Source organism: Chelativorans sp. (assembly GCF_031180965.1).
In the GTDB taxonomy this organism is placed as follows: domain Bacteria; phylum Pseudomonadota; class Alphaproteobacteria; order Rhizobiales; family Rhizobiaceae; genus Chelativorans.
Window position 1 is genome coordinate 84,808 of record NZ_JAPSLH010000012.1, and the last position, 20,235, is coordinate 105,042.

The 20,235-nt window shown below is 64.2% G+C and carries 24 protein-coding genes and 1 tRNA gene; 18 read left to right on the forward strand and 7 right to left on the reverse strand.

Features of this window, described 5'->3' with window-relative positions; all coding sequences use genetic code 11:
• The first annotated feature begins 183 nt into the window (after positions 1-183).
• The 7 genes from RIN79_RS11385 to RIN79_RS11415 all read left to right on the forward strand — a co-directional run bounded on the left by RIN79_RS11385 (position 184) and on the right by RIN79_RS11415 (position 7,890).
• Positions 184-1,293, forward strand: a complete 1,110-nt coding sequence (locus RIN79_RS11385; protein WP_309084772.1) for an SDR family NAD(P)-dependent oxidoreductase — start codon at positions 184-186, stop codon at positions 1,291-1,293.
• Positions 1,290-2,384, forward strand: a complete 1,095-nt coding sequence (locus RIN79_RS11390; protein WP_309084773.1) for an SDR family NAD(P)-dependent oxidoreductase — start codon at positions 1,290-1,292, stop codon at positions 2,382-2,384. The genes RIN79_RS11385 and RIN79_RS11390 overlap by 4 nt, the downstream gene beginning before the upstream one ends.
• Before the next feature lie 2 nt (positions 2,385-2,386).
• The gene (locus RIN79_RS11395; RefSeq protein WP_309084820.1) at positions 2,387-3,502 is read left to right on the forward strand and encodes a glycosyltransferase family 4 protein; all 1,116 of its coding nucleotides are present in this window, start codon (positions 2,387-2,389) and stop codon (positions 3,500-3,502) included.
• Between the two features lies 1 nt (position 3,503).
• Entirely contained in the window at positions 3,504-4,631 is a 1,128-nt protein-coding gene (locus RIN79_RS11400) for a glycosyltransferase (protein WP_309084821.1), read from the forward strand.
• Entirely contained in the window at positions 4,631-5,725 is a 1,095-nt protein-coding gene (locus RIN79_RS11405; RefSeq protein ID WP_309084774.1) for a glycosyltransferase, read from the forward strand. Before RIN79_RS11400 ends, RIN79_RS11405 begins: the two co-directional genes overlap by 1 nt.
• Positions 5,722-6,813 carry a glycosyltransferase gene (locus RIN79_RS11410; RefSeq protein ID WP_309084775.1) on the forward strand — a complete coding sequence of 364 codons (1,092 nt, stop codon included), beginning with the start codon at positions 5,722-5,724 and terminating at the stop codon, positions 6,811-6,813. Before RIN79_RS11405 ends, RIN79_RS11410 begins: the two co-directional genes overlap by 4 nt.
• Before the next feature lie 75 nt (positions 6,814-6,888).
• Positions 6,889-7,890 (forward strand): SDR family oxidoreductase, encoded by a 1,002-nt coding sequence (locus RIN79_RS11415; RefSeq protein ID WP_309084776.1) that lies wholly within the window; start codon positions 6,889-6,891, stop codon positions 7,888-7,890.
• Here RIN79_RS11415 and RIN79_RS11420 read toward each other — a convergent pair.
• Entirely contained in the window at positions 7,874-8,203 is a 330-nt protein-coding gene (locus RIN79_RS11420) for a hypothetical protein (RefSeq protein WP_309084777.1), read from the reverse strand. The two genes, RIN79_RS11415 and RIN79_RS11420, sit on opposite strands and share 17 nt — an antisense overlap.
• 91 nt (positions 8,204-8,294) lie before the next feature.
• Here RIN79_RS11420 and RIN79_RS11425 point away from each other — a divergent pair, with 91 nt between their 5' ends.
• Positions 8,295-9,383 carry a DNA topoisomerase IB gene (locus RIN79_RS11425; RefSeq protein ID WP_309084778.1) on the forward strand — a complete coding sequence of 363 codons (1,089 nt, stop codon included), beginning with the start codon at positions 8,295-8,297 and terminating at the stop codon, positions 9,381-9,383.
• A 231-nt stretch (positions 9,384-9,614) separates the two neighbouring features.
• Positions 9,615-9,770, forward strand: coding sequence for a hypothetical protein (locus RIN79_RS11430; RefSeq protein ID WP_309084779.1), 156 nt, complete (start codon positions 9,615-9,617; stop codon positions 9,768-9,770).
• Positions 9,771-9,968: 198 nt separating this feature from the next.
• Here RIN79_RS11430 and RIN79_RS11440 read toward each other — a convergent pair whose 3' ends face one another.
• Complete coding sequence (locus RIN79_RS11440) at positions 9,969-10,274, reverse strand: hypothetical protein (protein ID WP_309084781.1); 306 nt, start codon at positions 10,272-10,274, stop codon at positions 9,969-9,971.
• A 15-nt stretch (positions 10,275-10,289) separates the two neighbouring features.
• Complete coding sequence (locus tag RIN79_RS11445; RefSeq protein ID WP_309084782.1) at positions 10,290-10,691, reverse strand: DUF427 domain-containing protein; 402 nt, start codon at positions 10,689-10,691, stop codon at positions 10,290-10,292.
• 127 nt (positions 10,692-10,818) lie between these two features.
• Between RIN79_RS11445 and RIN79_RS11450 the strand changes: the two genes are divergently transcribed.
• The 4 genes from RIN79_RS11450 to RIN79_RS11465 all read left to right on the forward strand — a co-directional run bounded on the left by RIN79_RS11450 (position 10,819) and on the right by RIN79_RS11465 (position 14,146).
• Entirely contained in the window at positions 10,819-11,403 is a 585-nt protein-coding gene (locus tag RIN79_RS11450; protein ID WP_309084783.1) for an HPF/RaiA family ribosome-associated protein, read from the forward strand.
• A 13-nt stretch (positions 11,404-11,416) separates the two neighbouring features.
• Complete coding sequence (locus tag RIN79_RS11455; RefSeq protein ID WP_309084784.1) at positions 11,417-12,526, forward strand: sodium:calcium antiporter; 1,110 nt, start codon at positions 11,417-11,419, stop codon at positions 12,524-12,526.
• A gap of 85 nt (positions 12,527-12,611) precedes the next feature.
• Entirely contained in the window at positions 12,612-13,412 is an 801-nt protein-coding gene (locus tag RIN79_RS11460; protein ID WP_309084785.1) for a hypothetical protein, read from the forward strand.
• Positions 13,409-14,146, forward strand: a complete 738-nt coding sequence (locus RIN79_RS11465; RefSeq protein WP_309084786.1) for a metallophosphoesterase — start codon at positions 13,409-13,411, stop codon at positions 14,144-14,146. The genes RIN79_RS11460 and RIN79_RS11465 overlap by 4 nt, the downstream gene beginning before the upstream one ends.
• Positions 14,147-14,182: 36 nt before the next feature.
• Here RIN79_RS11465 and RIN79_RS11470 read toward each other — a convergent pair whose 3' ends face one another.
• A complete protein-coding gene (locus RIN79_RS11470; protein ID WP_309084787.1) occupies positions 14,183-14,512 on the reverse strand; it encodes a hypothetical protein in 330 nt (109 codons plus the stop codon).
• 199 nt (positions 14,513-14,711) lie between these two features.
• On the opposite strand from RIN79_RS11470, the gene sdhD reads away from it, so the two are divergent.
• The 3 genes from sdhD (at position 14,712) to ampC (ending at position 17,101) form a co-directional block, all read left to right on the forward strand.
• On the forward strand, positions 14,712-15,176 hold the full coding sequence (sdhD, locus tag RIN79_RS11475) for a succinate dehydrogenase, hydrophobic membrane anchor protein (protein WP_309084788.1): 465 nt from the start codon (positions 14,712-14,714) through the stop codon (positions 15,174-15,176).
• Between the two features lie 282 nt (positions 15,177-15,458).
• The gene (locus RIN79_RS11480; RefSeq protein WP_309084789.1) at positions 15,459-15,815 is read left to right on the forward strand and encodes a hypothetical protein; all 357 of its coding nucleotides are present in this window, start codon (positions 15,459-15,461) and stop codon (positions 15,813-15,815) included.
• A 92-nt stretch (positions 15,816-15,907) separates the two neighbouring features.
• Positions 15,908-17,101, forward strand: a complete 1,194-nt coding sequence (gene ampC, locus RIN79_RS11485) for a class C beta-lactamase (protein WP_309084790.1) — start codon at positions 15,908-15,910, stop codon at positions 17,099-17,101.
• A 72-nt stretch (positions 17,102-17,173) separates the two neighbouring features.
• Here the strand turns inward: ampC and RIN79_RS11490 are convergent, their stop codons facing one another.
• On the reverse strand, positions 17,174-17,923 hold the full coding sequence (locus RIN79_RS11490) for a DUF4336 domain-containing protein (protein WP_309084791.1): 750 nt from the start codon (positions 17,921-17,923) through the stop codon (positions 17,174-17,176).
• A gap of 266 nt (positions 17,924-18,189) precedes the next feature.
• Here RIN79_RS11490 and RIN79_RS11495 point away from each other — a divergent pair, with 266 nt between their 5' ends.
• Positions 18,190-18,414, forward strand: a complete 225-nt coding sequence (locus tag RIN79_RS11495; RefSeq protein ID WP_309084792.1) for a hypothetical protein — start codon at positions 18,190-18,192, stop codon at positions 18,412-18,414.
• Positions 18,415-18,518: 104 nt separating this feature from the next.
• On the opposite strand, the gene RIN79_RS11500 is transcribed toward RIN79_RS11495, so the two are convergent.
• Positions 18,519-18,593, reverse strand: a tRNA-Val gene (locus tag RIN79_RS11500).
• A 73-nt stretch (positions 18,594-18,666) separates the two neighbouring features.
• A complete protein-coding gene (gene cpdR / locus RIN79_RS11505; RefSeq protein WP_309084793.1) occupies positions 18,667-19,029 on the reverse strand; it encodes a cell cycle two-component system response regulator CpdR in 363 nt (120 codons plus the stop codon).
• Positions 19,030-19,203: 174 nt separating this feature from the next.
• Here cpdR and RIN79_RS11510 point away from each other — a divergent pair, with 174 nt between their 5' ends.
• Complete coding sequence (locus RIN79_RS11510) at positions 19,204-20,094, forward strand: N-formylglutamate amidohydrolase (RefSeq protein WP_309084794.1); 891 nt, start codon at positions 19,204-19,206, stop codon at positions 20,092-20,094.
• Positions 20,095-20,235 lie beyond the last annotated feature (141 nt).

Here is a 20,235-nt window from a genome sequence, read left to right on the forward strand (position 1 = left end):
TCCCTAAGCTCAAGCTGTTCCTGCTGCGCGCCCGGATTGCGCGTGTGGAGAGGCAACGTGGATGCACCGGAAAAGTTCCTGCGCATGCCGTTTGCCGGCTCACCTCGTCTACGGGGGAACCAAAATGCGATTTTGTGCGTTGTCGCCGGCGTCGCCTTCCTTTCATCATAAGCGGGAGCAGCCGTGAGCAAGAGAGCGCTGGTTACCGGGGGCTGCGGCTTCATCGGCCGTCAAGTCACGGAAGAACTTCTGGAAAATGGCTATTCAGTCACGGTTCTCGACAGTCTGGTCGAGCAGGTCCATGGGGAAACGGCGCCGCCGCAGGATGAACGTGTCGACTATCATTTCGGCGATGTCCGCGACCCCGAGCGTGTGAAAGCCGCCCTGAAGGGGGTGGACGTGGTCCTTCACCTGGCGGCCGAGGTCGGCGTCGGCCAGTCCATGTACGAGATTGCGCGTTATGTGGGCGTCAACGATCTCGGCACCGGTGTCCTGCTCGAATGTCTGATCGACAATCCGGTCGAGCGCATCGTCGTCGCCTCATCCATGAGTGTCTATGGCGAGGGTCTCTACCAGACCGCCGACGGAACCCGCTTCGACCGCGCGCGCCGGCGCAAGGACAAGCTGCGGCCCGGGCACTGGGATCCCTTCGACGCAGACGGCCGGCCGCTGACGCCCATCGCCACCGACGAGGAGAAGCCGGTAGAACTCGCCTCGATCTACGCGCTTACGAAATATGCGCAGGAGCGCGCCGTCCTGATCTTCGGCGAGGCCTACCCCGTCGAGGCGGTGGCGCTGCGTCTCTTCAACGTCTTCGGACCGGGCCAGGCGCTGTCCAACCCCTATACGGGCGTGCTCGCCAATTTCGCCTCCCGGCTTGCCAACAACCAGCGGCCGCTGATCTTCGAGGACGGCAGGCAAAAGCGCGACTTTGTGCATGTCCGCGACGTGGCCCGCGCCTTCCGCCTGGCGCTCGAGAGCAAGGACGCGGTCGGCCAAGTGATCAATGTCGGCAGCGGCAATGCCTATACGATCCGCCAGGTGGCCGAGATCCTCGCCGATGCGATGGGCATGCCGGAGGTGGAGCCGGAAATCCTCGACAAGATGCGCTCGGGCGATATCCGCCACTGCTTCGCCGACATCTCCAAGGCGCATGACCTTCTGGGCTTTGAGCCGCAGCACCGGCTTGAGGACACGGTGGCTGAATTCGCCGAGTGGGTGCGTGAGACAGGCGCCGTCGACAAGGCGGCCCAGATGCGCAAGCAACTCGAGGAGCGGGGGCTGGTATCATGAGCGGCCGGCCGAGCGCGCCGGCTCTGGGCGGCAGGGCGGCGCCGGTTGTCATCACCGGCGGAAGCGGCTTCATCGGCTGCAACCTTGCCGAAAGTTTCTTGCGCGACGGCGACCATGTCGTGGTGCTGGACAATCTCAGCCGCCCCGGCGTCAAGGAAAATCTCGAGTGGCTCAAGGGCGAGTTTGGCGACAGGGTCGAGCCCTTGGTCGCCGATATCCGCGATGTTGACGCGATCCGGCCGGCGCTGTCCCAAGCCAAGGCGGTGATCCACCTTGCCGGACAGACCGCGGTGACCACGAGCCTCGAAGATCCGTTCGAGGACTTCGAGGTCAATGCGCGGGGGACTCTGAACATCCTGGAAGCCGTGCGCGCATCCGGGCGCCGGACGCCGGTCATCTTCGCCAGCACAAACAAGGTCTATGGCGCGCTTGACGATCTGGAGATGATCGAGCTCGAGGACCGCTACATTCCCGCTTCGATGGACATCCGCCAGAGAGGCATCGGCGAGGATCGCAAGCTCGACTTTTGCACTCCCTATGGCTGCTCCAAGGGGGTCGCGGACCAGTATGTGCTCGATTATGCAAAATCCTTCCGCATCCCAACGGCGGTGCTGCGCATGAGCTGCATCTACGGCCCGCATCAGTTCGGCACCGAGGATCAGGGCTGGGTTGCGCATTTCCTCATTCGCGCCCTCAAGGGCGAGGCGATCGCGATCTATGGCAATGGCAAGCAGGTGCGCGACGTGCTGCACGTGGCCGACGCGGTGGCGGCCTACCGCGCCGTGCTCGCGAGAATCGACGAGGTGAGCGGCAGAACCTTCAATCTGGGCGGCGGGGTCCACAACGCCGTCAGTTTGCGGCTGGTGCTGCAGGAAATCCGCCGCATAACCGGCGAGGAGCCCCGCATCGGCTGGGGCGATTGGCGGCCGGGGGATCAGTACTATTTCGTTGCTGATACGGCGCGCCTGCAGAACGAACTCGGCTGGGTGGCCAAGATCGGCTGGCGCGACGGGTTGAGGAGTCTCGCCGACTGGCTGCGCGAGGCGCGCGGTCTGGGGCGGCGTGCGCAACAGGAAAGGCTGACCGCATGAACATGCTGCGCGTGCCGGCGCGGAACAGCGCGCCGCTCGACCACCGCCGGGTGCTGATGACGGTCGATGCGGTAGGCGGTGTCTGGCGCTATGCCATGGAACTTGCCCGCGGCCTCCTGCCGAACAATATCGGCGTGGTCTTCGCAGGGCTTGGGCCGCAGCCCGCCAAGGAGCAGGCTGAGGAGGCCAGGCGCCTGGGCAAGCTGGTCTGGCTCGACGAGCCGCTCGACTGGATCGCCCCGGACGAGGCGGCGATCAGCGGCCTGCCGGAGAAGCTCGCCCGGCTCGCTCAAGAGGAAGGGGCCGACATCCTGCATCTCAACCTGCCTTCCCAGGCCGCGGGGATGAAGACGGACCTGCCGGTCGTCGTCGTTTCCCATTCCTGCGTCGTCACCTGGTGGCACACAATGCGCAAGGAGCCGTTGCCGAAGGAATGGGCATGGATGAAGCGGCAGAATGCCGAAGGCATGGCGCGGGCGGATGTCCTGGTCTCGCCCAGCGGCAGCCACGCCCAGGCCATCGGCGAGTGCTATGGCGAGCAGCGCAACCTGACCGTCGTCCACAACTCGATCAGCGCCTTCCTCCACGGTATGGAAAAGGAGCCTTTCGTCTTCGCCGCCGGGCGCTGGTGGGACGAGGGCAAAAACGGTCATGTGCTCGACGAGGCGGCGGCGCGAACCCTTTGGCCTGTCGCCATGGCCGGCTCGACCCGTGGGCCTAATGGCCAGGAGATCGCTCTTTCCAACGCCAGGCATCTCGGCGAGATACCCCACCGGAAGGTACTCGCGGAGGCGCGGCGCGCGGGCATCGTCGTATCGCCCTCGCTCTACGAACCCTTCGGACTTGCCGCGCTTGAAGGCGCCCGGGCCGGGGCGGCCCTCGTTTTGGCTGACATTCCCACCTACCGGGAACTGTGGAGCGAGGCGGCGATCTTCTTCGATCCGCGCGACCCTGACGCCCTTGCGCAGGCGATAAACAGGCTCGCCTCGGATTCCGGCCTGCGCGTGGAACTGGGGGCGAAGGCGCTCGCCCGCTCGCGTCGGTTCACGCCGGACGTCCAGGCTGGGCGCATGGCGGAGCTTTACCGGCAACTGGTCGATGAACCGATGGCCGCATGAGATGAAGTTCGTCTTCTACACGCATTCGCTGGTCTCCGACTGGAATCACGGCAACGCTCACTTCCTGCGAGGGGTGATGCGCGAGTTGATTGGCCGCGGCCATCACGCGGTCGCGCTCGAGCCGGAAGGCGGGTGGAGCCGGGAGAACCTTCTGCGCGACCAGGGCGAGGCGGCGGTCGAGCGCTTCGCGCGGGACTTTCCCGAGCTGACGTCGCGTAGCTATGGCGCCGATTTCGATCATGAGGCGGTGCTCGCCGAAGCGGATGTTGTGGTCGTGCATGAGTGGACCGATCCAGCGCTGGTGGCGCGCATCGGCCGCGCGCGCGCCGAGGGTGGCAGCTTCACTCTCGTCTTCCACGACACGCATCACCGTGCCGTTTCGGCCGAACCGCAGATCGCGGAGCTGCGCCTGCGCGATTACGACCTGATCCTCGCCTTCGGCGAGACGCTGCGCGAGCGGTATCTTCAAGCCGGATGGGGCCGCAATGTGGTCACCTGGCACGAGGCCGCCGACACGACGCTGTTCCGGCCCATGCCCTACGAGGAGAAGGGCGACCTCGTCTGGATTGGCAATTGGGGCGATGACGAGCGCACGGCCGAGATCCACGATTTCCTGATCGGGCCGGCGAAAAAGCTCGGCCTCAAGGGCATGGTGCGCGGCGTGCGCTATCCGCCCGAGGCGCTGGACGCGCTCGCCGGGGCCGGGCTCTCCTATGGAGGCTGGATCGCCAATGCCGACGTGCCCCGCGCCTTCGCCCGCCACAAGGTCACCATGCATATCCCGCGCCGACCCTATGTCGAGGCCCTGCCGGGCATCCCGACCATTCGCATGTTCGAGGCGCTCGCCTGCGGCATCCCGCTGATCTCCGCGCCTTGGAACGACGCGGAGGGACTGTTCCGTGCCGGCACTGATTTCCTGTTCGCCAGAAATGGGGAGGACATGAAGGCCGAGCTCCGCCGCGTCCTTTCGGACTCCGGGCTGGCCGCCAGCCTTTCGGCGGCGGGGCTCGAAACCATACGCAGCCGGCATAGCTGCGCGCATCGGGTGGATGAACTTTTCGATGCGCTCTCCCGTCATGGGACGCTGAAGCTTCAAAAGCAGTTGGCACCAATGGAGGCCGCGGAATAATGAAGATCGCCTTTTATGGATCGAGCCTGGTTTCGTCCTACTGGAACGGTGCGGCGACCTATTACCGCGGGCTCATCAGGCATCTGGCGCAGCTTGGCTATGACGTCACCTTCTATGAGCCCAATGTCTATGAGCGGCAGACGCACCGCGATATGGCGCCGCCGGACTGGTGCCGCGTCGTGGTCTATGACGGCACGCATGACGCCCTGAAGCAGGTCACGGAAAAGGCGCGCGAGGCGGATGTCGTTGTCAAGGCGAGCGGCGTCGGCTACGAGGACGACATGCTCATGGAGCATGTGCTCGCCAATGCGCGGCCGGGTGCTTTGAAGATCTATTGGGACGTCGACGCTCCCGCCACGCTTGCCGAGCTCCGGCAGAATCCAGACCACCCGCTGCACAAGCAGATACGACAGGTGGACCTGGTGCTCACCTATGGCGGCGGCGATCCGGTCGTCTATGGCTACCGCGGCATTGGGGCACGCGAGTGCATTCCGATCTACAATGCGCTCGATCCGGAGACGCACCATCCGGTGCCGCCGGAGGGCCGCTTCGCCTGTGATCTTGCCTTCCTCGGCAACCGTCTGCCCGACCGCGAGGCGCGGGTCGACGAGTTCTTCTTCAAGGCCGCGGCCATGTCGCCCGGCCAATCCGTCCTACTCGGCGGGTCGGGATGGGGCGACAAGCCGATGAGCCCGAATGTCCGCTATATCGGCCATGTCTCGACGCGCGACCACAACGCCTTCAACGTGACGCCCAAGGCGGTGCTCAATATCAGCCGCTCGAGCATGGCGGAGAACGGTTTCTCGCCGGCCACGCGCGTATTCGAGGCGGCCGGCGCCGGGGCGTGCCTGATCACCGATGCCTGGGTGGGCATAGACTTCTTCCTGAAGGAAGGCGAAGAAGTGCTGGTGGCGCGGGACGGGCAGGAGGTGGCGGAAATCCTCGCCGGGCTCGACACCGCCTGGGCCAAGTCGATCGGCGAGCGGGCACGGGCACGCATCCTGCGCGACCATACCTATGCCCATCGGGCGGCCGAGGTCGACCGGATCGTCACAGAGTTCTTCCGGCAACCGCGCGTGGAGGCGGCCGAATGAGCAGGCCCCTGTCCATCGTCATCCTGGGCCTGACGCTTTCCTCCTCCTGGGGGAATGGGCACGCGACCACCTATCGCGCGCTGCTGCGCGGATTGCATGCCGAAGGGCATCAGGTGCTCTTTCTCGAGCGCGACGTGCCCTGGTACGCGGACAGCCGCGACATGCCGGACCCGGATTTCTGCCGGCTGGTCTATTACAGGGAGCTTGCCGATCTCGACCGTTTCATCCCGGCCATTCGCAACGCGGACGCGGTCATCATCGGCTCCTATGTGCCCGAAGGCATAGCGGTCATCAACCGCGTGGCCGAGATGCGGCCGCGGCTCTTCTGCTTCTACGATATCGACACGCCAGTGACGCTGGCTGCGCTCCGGCGCGGGAAGGAGGAGTTTCTGGCGCGCCGGCAAGTGCCGCTTTTCGACATCTATTTCTCCTTTTCCGGCGGCGGCGTGCTCGACATTCTCGAGGGCGAGTTCGGCGCGCGGCACGCCGAGGCGCTCTATTGCTCCGTGGACGAGGATGCATACGCGCCCACCGGGGAGACGCCCCGCTGGGATCTCGGCTATCTCGGCACCTACAGTCCCGACCGCCAGCCGGTCCTGGAGCGGCTGTTGATCGAGCCGGCGCGCCGGCTGCCCGAGAAGCGCTTCGTTGTCGCCGGCCCCCAGTATCCCGACGACATCGATTGGCCGGAGAATGTGGAGCGCATCGCCCATCTGCCGCCGGAGGCGCATGCGTCCTTCTACAGCCGGCAGCGCTTTACGCTGAACGCCACCCGCTCGGACATGGTCGCGGCCGGCTGGTCGCCAAGTGTCCGCCTCTTCGAAGCGGGCGCCTGCGCGGCGCCGATCATCAGCGATCGCTGGGAAGGGATCGAGGAGATCTTCGCCGACGGAGAATCGATCCTGCTCGCTGACGACAGTGGTGCGGTTGTCCAGATGATTAGACAAATGTCGGGCGAGAAGCGCCTGGCGATCGGCGCTGCCGCCCGCGCGCGCGTGCTCAAGGGCCATACCGGAAGGGTACGGGCGCGGGAATTGGCACGGGTGCTGCGCGAGGCAAGCAGCGAAGCGCTCGCCAAAGCGGTTTGACGGGATGCGGTGGGCCTGCAGCGTCGGCCGCGCGCAAGGCAAAGCTTCCGCATCTGCGCAGAAAGGGAAGGCGGCATGGGATCGGTAGACACCAGGACCGGGCGTACGAAGAAGCGCGTGCTTGTGGCGGGCGGAGCGGGGTTCGTCGGCTCGCATCTTTGTGATGCGCTTCTGGCCGAGGGCCACGCGGTCGTCTGCGTCGACAGCTTCCTGACGGGCGCCCGCTCCAATGTCGCGCCGCTTGAGAACCATCCGGATTTCAAGCTCATCCAGCACGATATCTGCGACGTGCTCAGCATCGACGGACCGCTGGACGAGGTCTACAACCTCGCCTGCGCCGCATCGCCGCCGCGCTATCAGGCCGATCCGGTCCACACGATGATGACAAGCGTGGTCGGCACGCGAAACCTGCTGGATCTGGCCGAGAGGAACGGCGCCCGCTTCCTGATGGCCTCCACCAGCGAGGTCTATGGCGACCCCGAAGTCCACCCCCAGCCGGAGGACTATCGCGGCAATGTCAACTGCACGGGCCCGCGCGCCTGCTACGACGAGGGGAAGCGGGCGGCGGAGGCGCTCTGCTTCGACCTACTGCGCCTCGGGCGGGTGGACACGCGGGTAGTCCGCATCTTCAACACCTATGGACCGCGCATGCAGGCAGATGACGGCCGCATCGTCTCCAACTTCATCAATCAGGCGCTGCGCGGCGAGGCGCTGACGATCTACGGCACCGGCGAGCAGACGCGCTCCTTCTGCCATGTCTCGGATCTGGTGAAAGGGCTCCTGGCGATGATGGCGGTGGAGCCCAATCCAAAGGCGCCGGTCAATCTCGGCAATCCCGGTGAGTTCACCGTCAATGAGCTCGCCGATCTGGTGCGCGAGATGATCCCCGAGGCGGCGGGCGTCGTCTACCGACCCTTGCCGCAGGACGATCCGCAGCGCCGGCGCCCGGATATTGCGCGAGCCAAGCAGCTTCTGGGGTGGGAGCCCCGTATCCCGCTGAAGCAGGGGCTTGAGGATACGATTGCCTGGTTCCGGCTCGCCTACGAGGCGGAAAAGCGGCCTATTGCGGCTGCCTGACCCGCTCGCGGGCGGGCGCTCTCGCGCGCGCGGCCTTGGCGGCCGCATCCCGGCGGCGTTTTTCCGCCAAGGCCTCTTGCAACTGCACGGCAAGCGCGAGCAGCTTCTGCGGCACTGGTTCCTTTTCGATCTCCTCGAGGAGGAGGATCAGATCGGGAGGGAGAGCTTGGGCCGGCTCCTGCGCCGGCTCCCCGCGCCCCTCTCTCTTGCGAGTCATGGCAACCCCACATTTCTTTTCCGCAGGTTTGTCGCCGAATCGCGCGCTTGGCAACTGCAGCGGTGTCGCGGCAAGGTTTTTTTGCCGTCGTTCCACCGATTTGCGCCCACCTGCTGCGCAAAAGGAACAATGAGCAGCTCCGCTCATTAGAGCTGATGCCCCGCAACAGGGCGGGCCAGGGGAGCCCATGCTCAAGACTTTAGACCACCCCGCGCTGGCGATTCGCGACCCGATCGAGGATGCGCAGCGCGCCGACTTGACCTATGTCAGCGATGTCGAGCCTGGCATCCGCCGGCGGCGTGCGGGCAAAGGCTTTTTCTATACCATGCCCGATGGCAGCCGTATCGAGGATGCCGAAACCCTCGCGCGCATCCGCAAGCTCGCCATCCCGCCGGCGTGGACGGATGTGTGGATCTGTACGCGTGCGGACGGCCATATCCAGGCCACGGGCCGGGACCAGCGCGGCCGAAAGCAATATCGCTACCATGCCGACTGGTTCATTTGCCGCGACGAGGCGAAATTCTCGAGCCTCGTCGCGTTCGCCGAAGCATTGCCGAAGCTTCGGGCGCAGGTGGACGTCGACCTTGCGCGGCGCGGCGTTCCGATGGAGCGAGCCATCGCCTCGATCGTCTGGCTGCTCGACAATACGATGATCCGCATCGGCAATGAGGCCTACACCAAGGAGAACAAAAGCTTTGGGCTCACTACCCTGCGCACCAGGCATGTGGAAGTGGAGGGCGTGAGCCTCCGATTCTCATTCCGGGGCAAGTCCGGGCAGGAATGGAATCTGAGGCTTGCGGACCGCCGCATAGCGCGCGTGGTCCGCACCATCCAGGAACTGCCAGGGCAGCACCTGTTCCAGTATCTCGACGATGATGGCCTCCGCAAGCCGGTCAACTCGCATGACGTCAACGCCTATATTCGTGCCCATGCCGGCGAGGGTTTCACGTCGAAACACTTTCGCACCTGGGGTGCTACGCGCGCTGCCGCCATCCTGCTTGCAGTCGAGCCGCCGGAGGCCAGCAAGCGAGGCATGAACCGTCAGCTCAACGCGATCGTCGATCGGGTCGCCCGCCGCCTCAACAATACCCGCGCGGTCTGCCGGCGCTGCTATATCCATCCGGCAGTCATCGAAGCCTGGGAGGAAGGTCGGCTGGCGGCCGAAATGCTGGAGATCCGCCGGCGCCACCGCAAGCCCTTCAAGGGGCTGAGCGAGGAGGAATCGCTCGTGCTGAGATGGCTGCGCGGCAGTCAGGCTCTCCGGGCGGAACAATAGGGGCTCCGGCACCGTTGCGAAGGCATGGAAAACAAGCCTCGCACCTTTCTTCGCAGCCTTCTGGCGGAACTGCTTCCCGGCTGGGCCAAGCGCGCGCGCCAAGGTATCCGGTACCGCCGACCGGCGAAGCCGAGCGGTAGCTCCGCAGGCGGAACCATCGGACAGCCTGCCCGTTCTGAACAGGACAAGCGCCGCCCCAGCGGGCGCTAATCTTTCGATCTGGAGTGCCTCATGGCGGAATATCTTTGGTTCTTCGTGGTTGCCATCATGCCCTTCCTGATCGGCGCCCTCGTGATCTACGCTCTCCTCAAACGGCGCCGCTTGACGCCTACCGAAAAGGTGGTCCGCGACGACAAGACGAGAGAGCTTTACGGCGACCGCCAGTAGGTCGTTGTTGCGCTATAACTTCCCTCCCTGACGCAACTGCCGCGGTGGATTCTCGTTCTCGTCCGGGTTTGGCCATGGCGACTCGTCAGGAAGGCGCTCCGGATCCGGCTCACGGACGGGCTGCGGGTCCGGCGCGGGTTCCGGCGGCAGATCGGGCGGGATCGGGTCAGGGACGGGGCGCGGTCCGTTCATTTTGCTTCACGTCTGGAACAGAACTAGAGCGGCCACGACCACGAACCCGATCCCCACAATAAGCAAGCCATAAAGCAGGAGCGAACCGGGCTCCTTGCGCGTCTGCGCCTTTCCCTCGGGCCGGTTTTCAAGCTCCTGCCGCCGCTGTTCGGCCGTCGGCGGCGTTCCTGCGGCCTCGTCGTCGGCGCCGAGCGGCGCTGCAGCCGGATCCGGATAGGCGATCTTCTCGCCGGTCCGCCCCTCGTCGATGTCTGCTCGCAGACGGTCGACAGTAGGAGCGTCTCCCCCCGTCCTCGGCTTGGGTGGGTTCATCTCCGCCACCGTCGCTCAGGGCACATGCGGCGTGTGCACAAGATCTTCCTGGCTGACGGCCTCGATCCTCACCTTGGCGGCATCGAACGCGGCATGCTGGCGAATGGTGCCGAGTTCGGGCGGTGGTTGGTCATAGGCCCAGAGCGCATCCTTTGCCGATTCCCCCACCGCGCCTACGCTCCAGTATCTCGCCTGGCCCTTCAGCGGACAGTGCGTCTGCGTGGGGGAGTCGCTGAAGAAGTCGAAATAGATGTCCTGGAACGGGATGTAGAAGACGGGATCCCGGCCCTCCTCCTTGAGCAGGAGCGCGTTCTTGGTCGAGGCCACCATGGCGTCCGAGAACATGACGTTCACCGTGCCGCGAAAAGGCTCGACCGTCACCTTGGGCTTTTCGTTCACGTCGAATTTCTCCTTCATTGACCGGACCCTAACGCCCGCCTGCGCACCAGGTTCCGGCCTTCGTGCACTCGGAACAAGTGTTTGGGATGGAGGTTTTGGAGGCACAAACAACCCGCATGGCGGGCTCACAGAGAAGAGGAAATCCATGCAAGTCCCGCTTCAGATTGCGTTTCACAAGGCCGAGAAATCCGACTGGGCAGAGGAGGAGATCCGCGCCCGCGTCGACAAGCTGCACACCTATCACGATCGCATCATCGGCTGCCGGGTGACGGTCGACCAGCGGGCGCAAAATGTCGAAGGGACGCTCCCGCCCGTGGTGCGCATCGAGGTCAGCCTGCCGGGCACGGCCCCCGTGGTGGTGGCTTACGAGCCCGACCGCCTGCAGCAGAAATACCAGAGCCCCGACTTGCGCAACGCGATCAACGACGCCTTCAATATTGCCGAGCGCCGGCTGGCGCAGCTCAAGGAATCGCGGGACGGCCGCAACAAGGAGGCGCACCACGACTCCCAAAACCAGTTCCTCGGCCAGGTGGCGCAGCTCTTCCCCGAGGACGACCACGGTTTCCTTTTGACCAATACCGGGGGCTCGCTCTATTTCCACCGCAACGCGATGCTGCAGGGCGATTTCGACAAGCTGCGGGTCGGCACCGAGGTTCACTACGTGGAGGAGGTCGGCGACACGGGTCCGCTGGCCACCAAGGTCCGGGTGGTCTCCAGCGAGAAAAGCTGACAGGGACGACCGGATGGAGCGGCCGGGGTCGCCGCTCCATCCGGCCATTATTTCAGACCGCTCGCAGGGGCCGATGCCCGCCTTCACCGAACTTCCGCTCGCCCTCAATCTGCTTCTCTTCCTGGCCGCCGCCGTCGTGGTCTTTTTCGCCGGCTCGCGCCTTTCGCTTTACGCGGACACGATCAGCAGCATCACCGGAATCGGCCATGCCGCCATGGGCTTCATCCTGCTTGCCGGGATCACCTCGCTTCCGGAAATCGCGGTTACGGTGGTCGCGACCCTCGACGGGCATGCCGATCTTGCCGCCAACAACCTCCTAGGAACGGCGGCCATCCATGTGGTGCTGCTCGCGGCGGTGGATTTCGCCGTGGGGCGCCGGCCGCTCACCGCCTCCGTGCCGGAACCGGCCGTGATGCTCGGAGGCAACCTGAATGTGCTCCTGCTCGCCATCGTGGTCTGCGGAATGGTGGTGGGCGATTTCCTGGTCTTCGGAGCTGGCGTGTGGTCCTGGATCTGCCTTCTCTTCTATCTGGGAAGCGTTTTTCTTCTGGGACAAGAGGAGGGTCGAGAGCCATGGGTTGCGGCCGATCAAGGCAGACCGGACCGCGATCTCATACGCGAGGTCGAGAAGAACAAGGGGCGCCGCCGGACCGGACTGCGGGAAACCCTCCTCTGGGTTTCGCTGGCGGGCGTGCTGATCCTCGTAGCCGGCTTTGTCGTCGCCCGCTCCGGCGAGGCGCTCGCCGAACAGACCGGCCTCGGCGCCGGTTTTGTCGGCTTCGTGCTGATTGCCGTCTCGACCTCGCTGCCCGAGGCCAGCACGGCCCTTGCAGCGGCGCGCCATGGCCACTTCGTCATGGCGATTTCCGACGTGCTCGGGACCAATCTCCTCAATGTCGCGCTGATCTTCCTGATCGACATACTCGCTCCCGGCGGCCCGGTGCTTGCCGACATCGGGGCGTTCTCGACCTTCGGCGCGTTGCTCGCGATCATCCTCACGGCCATGTTCCTGGCCGGCCTCGCCCAGCGGCGCGAGGGCTCGCTGCTGCGGATGGGCTATGATTCGGTAGCCATCATCCTCGCCTATTGCGGCGGCATCGCCCTCCTCTTCGCGATCCGGTGAGCATCCGCCGCAGCCGTGCTAGGGCGAATGCGGAACCGCTCGCCGCGCTGGGAATTGTTCGGGGACGATTCATGGGACGATTGCGATGGTCAGTGATCCGGAAGGCTTTCTCCTCTCGACGGCACCGCTGGAAGCGCGTGCGGAGCCCATCCTCGACAATGCCGAGGCGGAGAGTTTTTATGCCGAGGCCATCGGCGAACTCTTGGAGACGGGCATCCCCTTCCTGGTGGCCGGCACCTTCGCTGTCGCCGCCTATACGGGCATTTCACGCCTCACCAAGGACTTCGACATCTTCTGCAAGGCAGGCGACTGGCCGCGGCTGCTCTCCTATTTCAAGAGCAAGGACTATGAGGTCGAGATCGAAGACGAGCGCTGGATCGGGAAGGTCCACCGCCGCCCGATCTTCTTCGATGTGATCTTCGCCTCCTCGAATGGCACGACCCCCGTCTCAGACCTCTGGTTCGAGCATTCCTGCCAGACAAATGTGCTCGGGCATCCGGTTCGCTTGGTCGGCCCGACCGAGCTCGTCTGGTCAAAGCTCTTCATCCAGAACCGCAACCGCTATGACGGAGCGGATGTGGCGCATCTCATCCTGCGCGCCCATGAACGGATCGACTGGAAACGGCTCCTCCAGCATATGGAGGTCCACTGGGAGGTGCTGCTCATCCATCTCATCAATTTCCGCTGGATCTATCCGAGCGAACGCGACCGGGTGCCCAGCTGGCTGATGGACGAGTTGCTCGACCGGCTGTCGCACCAGCGCCAGCTGCCGCCTCCGCAAACCAGGATCTGCCGCGGCCGGATGTTCTCCGCCGCCGACTACGAGATCGATGTTCGCGAGTGGGGCTTTTCCGATATCGATGCAGAGGGTGTGAGCGGCCGATGAATGATGAGCCGATGAAGGATGAAGAGCCAGTGGTGCGGGTCGCCGCGATCGGCGACCTTCATGTGAAGGAAGACGCCACGATTTCCTACCGGCAGATGTTCAACGAAGTCTCGCGCGATGCCGATATCCTCGTCCTGGCGGGGGATCTCACCGATCTCGGCAAGCCGCGCGAGGCGGAGCTTCTGGCCGAGGATCTGCGTGGCTGCGGCATTCCGATCGTCGGCGTGCTCGGCAATCACGACTACGAGTCAGAGGCGATGGAGGAGGTCTCGCGTATCCTGCGCGAAGCGGGCGTGCATCTGCTCGACGGGCAAACCATCGAATTGAAGGGCGTCGGCTTCGCCGGCGTGAAGGGCTTTGCCGGCGGCTTCGGCAAGCGCATGCTCGCCTCGTTCGGCGAGCCCGCCATCAAGGCCATGGTGGGCGAATCCGTGAAGGAGGCGATGAAGCTTGAAAATGCGCTGCGCCAGGTCAAGGCGAAAAAATCCCTCGCCATCCTGCACTATGCGCCGATCGCCGAGACGGTGGCCGGCGAGCCGCCGGAGATTTATGCCTTCCTGGGCTCGGCCCGCCTGGGCGAGACGATCGACCGTTTCCAGGTAGGCGCGGTGGTGCATGGCCACGCGCATCACGGCACCTATGAGGGTCGGACGCCGGGCGGCGTTCCCGTCTACAATGTCGCGCGCCACATCGAAAAGCCGGGTGGCCAGCCCTACGCCATCCTGGAGCTGTAGCGCCCGTCTCACCTGAAAGGCCAGACCGCCTGGCGGTCAGCAGATCCTTGGGCTCAGCCCCTTCCGGGCAAGGAGAATGGAGCGGAGTTTCCTCCATCTTTGCTCCGGCAGGGAAGGGGGAACTGACTCCGCATCATCGGAGAGCCGCATGAATTGGTCTATCTCGCGGTCGTGCAGGTGGGCGATCACCGCCTGCTCCCACCGTCTCAGCTCCTCCTTGCGAACCTCTCCTTTATCCAGCCGGTTTCCGAGTTCCTCGAAAAGGATCAGGAGATCCCTGTAACCGGCCGCCGCCAGCTTGTTCTCAGGCGGGATATGCAGGTCGAGTCTGCGGGAAGTCTGCGAAGAAATACCGTGTTGTTTCATCCTCGGATGCTTCTCTTGGGCATGGCGGTCAGCTGCTCCGGCAATCGAGGCCGCCGGATAGCATCCGGCGCAGGGGGTGTGGCCTAATAGACAGGACCGCTTGATGTTCCCTCGTGGCGCGGCGATCCGGACTACGGCCGCCGTCTCTGCTCGGCCTCCGCCGGGGCGGCCGGAGTGCATGGCTCCTGCGACCGGAATCTTGACCAACGTCCTTCTGTCGGTGCAAATGGATTTCCCCGCTCCGGTTCTGAAACACGGGGACGGCGACAATCCGGAGGAACGGCAGATGAGAACCCCGCTTGCCCGCGTGCGCGGCCTCGGCTCGGCCAAGAGCGGCACGGATGCGTTTATCGCGGAGCGAGTGACATCGATCGCTCTTGCGCTGTTGACGCCCTATGTGGCGATCATCCTGATCCTCCTTGCCGGACAGCCGCACGAGGCGGTTGTCAGCTGGCTCGGGTCGATCTACGTCGCCCCGGCCGTGGCGGCGTTCGCCGTCATCAGCATCGTGCATATGCGACTGGGCATGAATGTCGTCATCGAGGACTATGTCCACGGCCACGGCCTGAAGACCTTGCTGCTTGTGGCCAACTGGATGTTCTGCTGGATGCTTCTCGCCTTGTGCATCTTTGCCATCCTGAAGCTGATGTTCGTGCAGGCGTAGCCGCTCAGGAGGGTCTGCCAGCGAATTTCTCCCCGACGGCATCGGAGACTAGGTGTTGCAAAAGTTGCTCCGGCGCAGACCGCTCCACGTGAAGCTCACGCCAACGGTTGGCAAGATTTATGCGCATCTTTTCCAGAACCGGCTCACCGGCCTTGACCGGAACCTGTTCTGGAATCTGCGGATCGAACTGGAGCCCTTAGGCTGGGACGGGGGGAATGGGATTGCTCCCTCGCGGTCGAGTGGCTGACATGGCCGCTGCGCCGCTGGCGGGATCTCGACGGTATGGGTCTTGAGCAAATACTCGATCGCGACCTTGTGGAGGCCTCGGTATTTCTCTTCGACGAGCATCATCGGGTGTCCTTGCACGGTCTGCAGCTTCGCGCCGCCGGCGCCAACAAATTTAGCGCAGCCATTGCCGGCGCGGCTGATATCGACGGCGAGAGCGAGCCCCTGTCGCTGGACTTTTCCCTGACTTCCGCGCTGGAGTTCACCGGCCTGGTGGTCGTACCGGACAATCTGGAGCCAAAGCCGGAGACGCCGGAGCAGGTTCGGCAGGCAGTCTCCGCTTTCATGAGCGTCGACGATCTGCGCCGGCCATCCTTTGACAAGTGGCGCTACCTGTTGGAACCCGACGTGTGAAGGATGGATGGCGACCGGCGCCATTGACTCCTCTTTCCAGGGGCGAAATTCCGGGTTGCGCAGGAGTCAAACTCTCGAAAACGGAGATTGGAATGACGATCGTGGTATCGCGCCGTCGGACGCTTGCCATTTCCCTGTTCGCCGCGGCGACGCTCGCCTTCTTGCCGGCATACGCCCAGACGGAGGGAGAGCGGCTGAACGAGGGTGACCTTGAGCGCGTGGTGGACGAGGCAATCCGCCCCCTCAAGGAAGAGCATAACGTGCCGGGAATGGCCGTGGCCATTACGGCCGGCGGGGAGCGGTATTTCTTCAGCTACGGCGTCGCTTCAAAGGAGAGCGGGCAAAGGGTCACCGAAGACACGCTCTTTGAGATAGGCTCGATCAGCAAGACCTTTACTGCGACCCTCGCCGCCTATGCCGCCGCGCGTGGAGATCTGGCCCTTTCCGACAAGGCGAGCAAATATTGGCCGGCTCTGGCCGGCAGCAGCTTCGATGGGATCAGCCTTCTCGATCTGGCCACTTATACGGCGGGAGGCCTGCCGCTGCAGTTTCCGGACGGTGTTAGCAACGTAAAGCAGATGGCGGGCTATTACCAGAACTGGCGTCCCCTCTATGCCGCCGGCACTTATCGCGTCTACTCCAATCCAAGCATCGGCCTCTTCGGCTATCTGGCCGCAAGAAGCATGGGCGAGCCGTTCGATGATCTGATGGAAGGAGAGCTCTTCCCGATGCTCGGCCTCTCCAGCACATATATCCGGGTTCCCCAGGACCGGATGGGTGACTACGCCTACGGCTATTCAAGGAAAGGCAAGCCGATCCGGATGAGGCCGGGCGTTCTAGCCTCAGAAGCCTATGGCGTGAAGACGAGCGCGGCCGACCTGATCCGGTTCGTCGAAGCGAACCTGAACAGCGCAGGCATGGATGAAACACTGCAGCGCGCGATCGCCGCGACCCATACCGGATATTACGAGGTCGGCGAGATGACCCAGGGCCTCGGCTGGGAGATCTACCCCTACCCGGTGGACCTTGACCGGCTGCTCGCGGGGAACTCGCCCGAGATTGCGGGCAAGCCCAACAAGGCGGTGAGACTGGATCCGCCGGCGCCGCCGCGGAAGGACATGCTGATCAACAAGACCGGCTCGACGAATGGCTTCGGCGCCTATGTCGCGTTCATTCCCGGCAAGGGTATTGGCGTCGTGATGCTGGCGAACAAGTATTATCCAAATCCCGCGCGCGTAAAGGCGGCGCACCAGATCTTGACAGCGCTCGATCGCCGGAGGGGCTAATACGAACCCTGAGCAGCACGCCGAGTCGTGCAGGGGGCCGACCGGAGTTCGGAAGCCCGACTTCGCAGAAGCTCAGGGCAGGAGCCATGCGAGGGAGTTGCGAAGCCGCGCAGTGCCGTCCCGCTCGAACCAGCTTCCATGCGCGAAGATGACCCGGTCTGGGCGGAACGCCACCAGGCGCTCCGCTGCCTCTCGGGGCTGGCGCCCCTTCAGCCTCACGACGGCGCGCAGATAGATGGGCGCTCTGCCGGCGGGAGCGGCGATGCCGAGAAGGCGGGCAACAGGTTTGGCAAGGAGCGGCAGCTTGCCGGGCTCGAAATTCTCGATCAGGTCAGTCAGCACCAATGTGCGGCTGCTCTTGTGAAAGAATGCGATCTCGGTGAACCCGCCAATACCCTCGACGGGCACCTGCTCGATCTCCTCCGACCAGACCTGCGGGGGCTCCGGGCCGAGATCATGGTCCAGCCGCAAGCCGGAGCGGCGAACCTGCGCCCGCTCTCGGAGGCCGGGAGCAGCCCATGCAAGCACATTGGGCAGGCGGTCCTGCCAGTCCTTCATGAAGGTCCAGTGAGCGCTGTTTGGTGCCACCAGATGCTCGATCGGGCCGATCTGCTCGAGCTTCTGCCTTAGCGCGGGATCGAATCTCGTCGGAGAGTGGAGGATGAGCCCACCCGAGCGGAGCTGCATGACGGTCATTCGAACGGGGAGCCGCACGCCCATCAGCTTCAGCGGGCCGCTGTCGACGATCCAGATTCCCGGCGCGACCGGCTTCGGCACATCGAGCGGCGGATATGTCGCTGCGTCCGAGCCGCCAAGGGTCATCCGGTCACCACCGCGCCTGATCCGATCGCCATGCGCCACCTCCGTTTCGGAAACGAAGCCGCGAGGCGAGCCTGAGGTTCCCTGTCGATCCGGAGCAAATCGCTCCGCGGGGACGCCTATGCTCGGATCGCCTGGCTAGCCAAGGCGTCCCGGCGCGAGCAAGTCCATCGGGCAGGAGACGGCCGCGAGCGTCGGCACTCCAGTGGTCTACAACCATGTTGATCTGGTGTACGGTGCCGTGATTGGCAATGAGGGTGGGATTCGTGATGACGGAAAGCGATGCCGAAAAATCCGAACCATTCCTGGTTTCGCATATCTTGCGGGCCTTTTTTGCTGCTGATCAGTCAAGGCTCATCGTGGTTCTCGAGAACGAGAGCGGCGAGCCGTTGAGCATCGCTTTGGATCCGGATGCTGCTCGCGATCTGGTGCGCGCGATCGGGCAATCCTTTCCTCGCCCTTCCGCCGTCCCTGATCGCCGCCGCCCCAACTGATCTCCGGTATTCCGGAGGGGCCACGGGCTCGCTCATGAAGCTGCCGGGCACGCGTGCAGCCGCCTCGCAAAGGCAGAAGCTATATATCGAACAAGGAGCTTGGATGGTGGGCGTGACAGGGATTGAACCTGTGACCCCTACGATGTCAACGTAGTGCTCTCCCGCTGAGCTACACGCCCATCCGACGCGCCGCATAGACCATAGAGCCGGCGCGCGTCAATAGAAAGCTTCCCGGGCCGCCGGGCTCCGGGATCACGCCGCCTGCAGCAGCTTCTCGATCTCGTTCACCAGCTCGCGCAGGTGGAACGGCTTGGACAGCACTTTGGCGTCGCGCGGGGCCTTGGAATCCGGATTGAGCGCCACCGCCGCAAAACCCGTGATGAACATGACCTTGAGGTCCGGGTCGATCTCGGTTGCCCGCCGCGCAAGCTCGATGCCGTCCATCTCCGGCATCACGATGTCGGTCAGGAGGAGCGAGAAAGGCTCTTCGCGCAGCCTTTCATAGGCCCCGGCGCCGTTGTCGAAATCAACCACCTCGTAGCCGGCGCGCTCCAGCGCCTTGACGAGGAAACGCCGCATGTCTTCGTCGTCTTCCGCAAGCAGAATTCGTGCCATCACATCTACCGAACAGATCCCGCCCCGCCGAGGCACCAAAACCTATATGTTTTTGATAAGGTAAATATCAAGTGAATGACGCCGGCGGGTCGAGTGTCGCACTGGACAGCGGGATCGCCCAATGGCAGGCTTGCTTAAACCGTATGGGAGTATTTCCAGGACATGAGGCAGTAGATGGGCGCAGCGGCCGACTTCTCGGACATTCCGGCTTTCCAAGTCGCAAGGCCGGGTGAACAGCGGTTCCCCTTCGTCTTCAACTCCCCTCACAGCGGCCGATATTACCCCGCGCGCTTCCTGGCCATGAGCAAGCTCGATCCGGCCACCATAAGGCGGTCGGAAGACTGCTATGTGGATGAACTCTTCGCCTCCGCCGCGAGTTTGGGCGCGCCGCTGCTCTCGGCCAACTTCCCGCGCGCCTATCTGGACGTCAACCGCGAGCCGTGGGAGCTCGACCCGCGCATGTTCCGCGAGCCGGTGCCGCCCTATGCGAATATCCGCTCCCCCCGCGTCGCCGGCGGGCTCGGCACTGTCCCGAAGCTGGTGGGCGAGGGGCTGGATATCTATTCGGCGCGGCTGCCGCTCGCCGAGGCCATATCGCGCATCGACCATGTCTACAGGCCCTATCATGCATGCCTTTCCGCGCTGCTGCAGGAAACGCGGGCGAAATTCGGCTATGCGGTCTTGATCGACTGCCATTCAATGCCAGCGAACATACGCGTCGGAGATGGCTCGCTGAAGCCCGATTTCATCCTGGGCGACCGCTTCGGCTCATCCTCGGCGCCGGCGCTCACCGATTATGCCATGTCGCTGCTGACGGCCAAGGGCTATACGGTCGTGCACAACAAGCCCTATGCTGGCGGATTCATCACGGAGCATTATGGCCGGCCCGCGGAGCGCCTGCACGCGCTGCAGATCGAGATCAACCGCGGCCTTTACATGAACGAGCGCACACTCGAGCGCACGGCGCGCTTCCAGGCGCTGGCCAACGACCTCAAGGACTTCATACGCGGGCTGACGATCATCCCGGAGCAGCACTTCCTCACAATGCCGCTCGCGGCAGAATAGCCGGTCGGCGGAGCTCTGCCGCCCGCTCGTAAAAAGAGACCGTATCGTTTGCACGACACGGTCATAAGTCTAGGGAGGAAACGCCCAAGATGGGCATGGACAGAACCAACTGTCCGACTCACATTCTATGTTGCGCTGCAC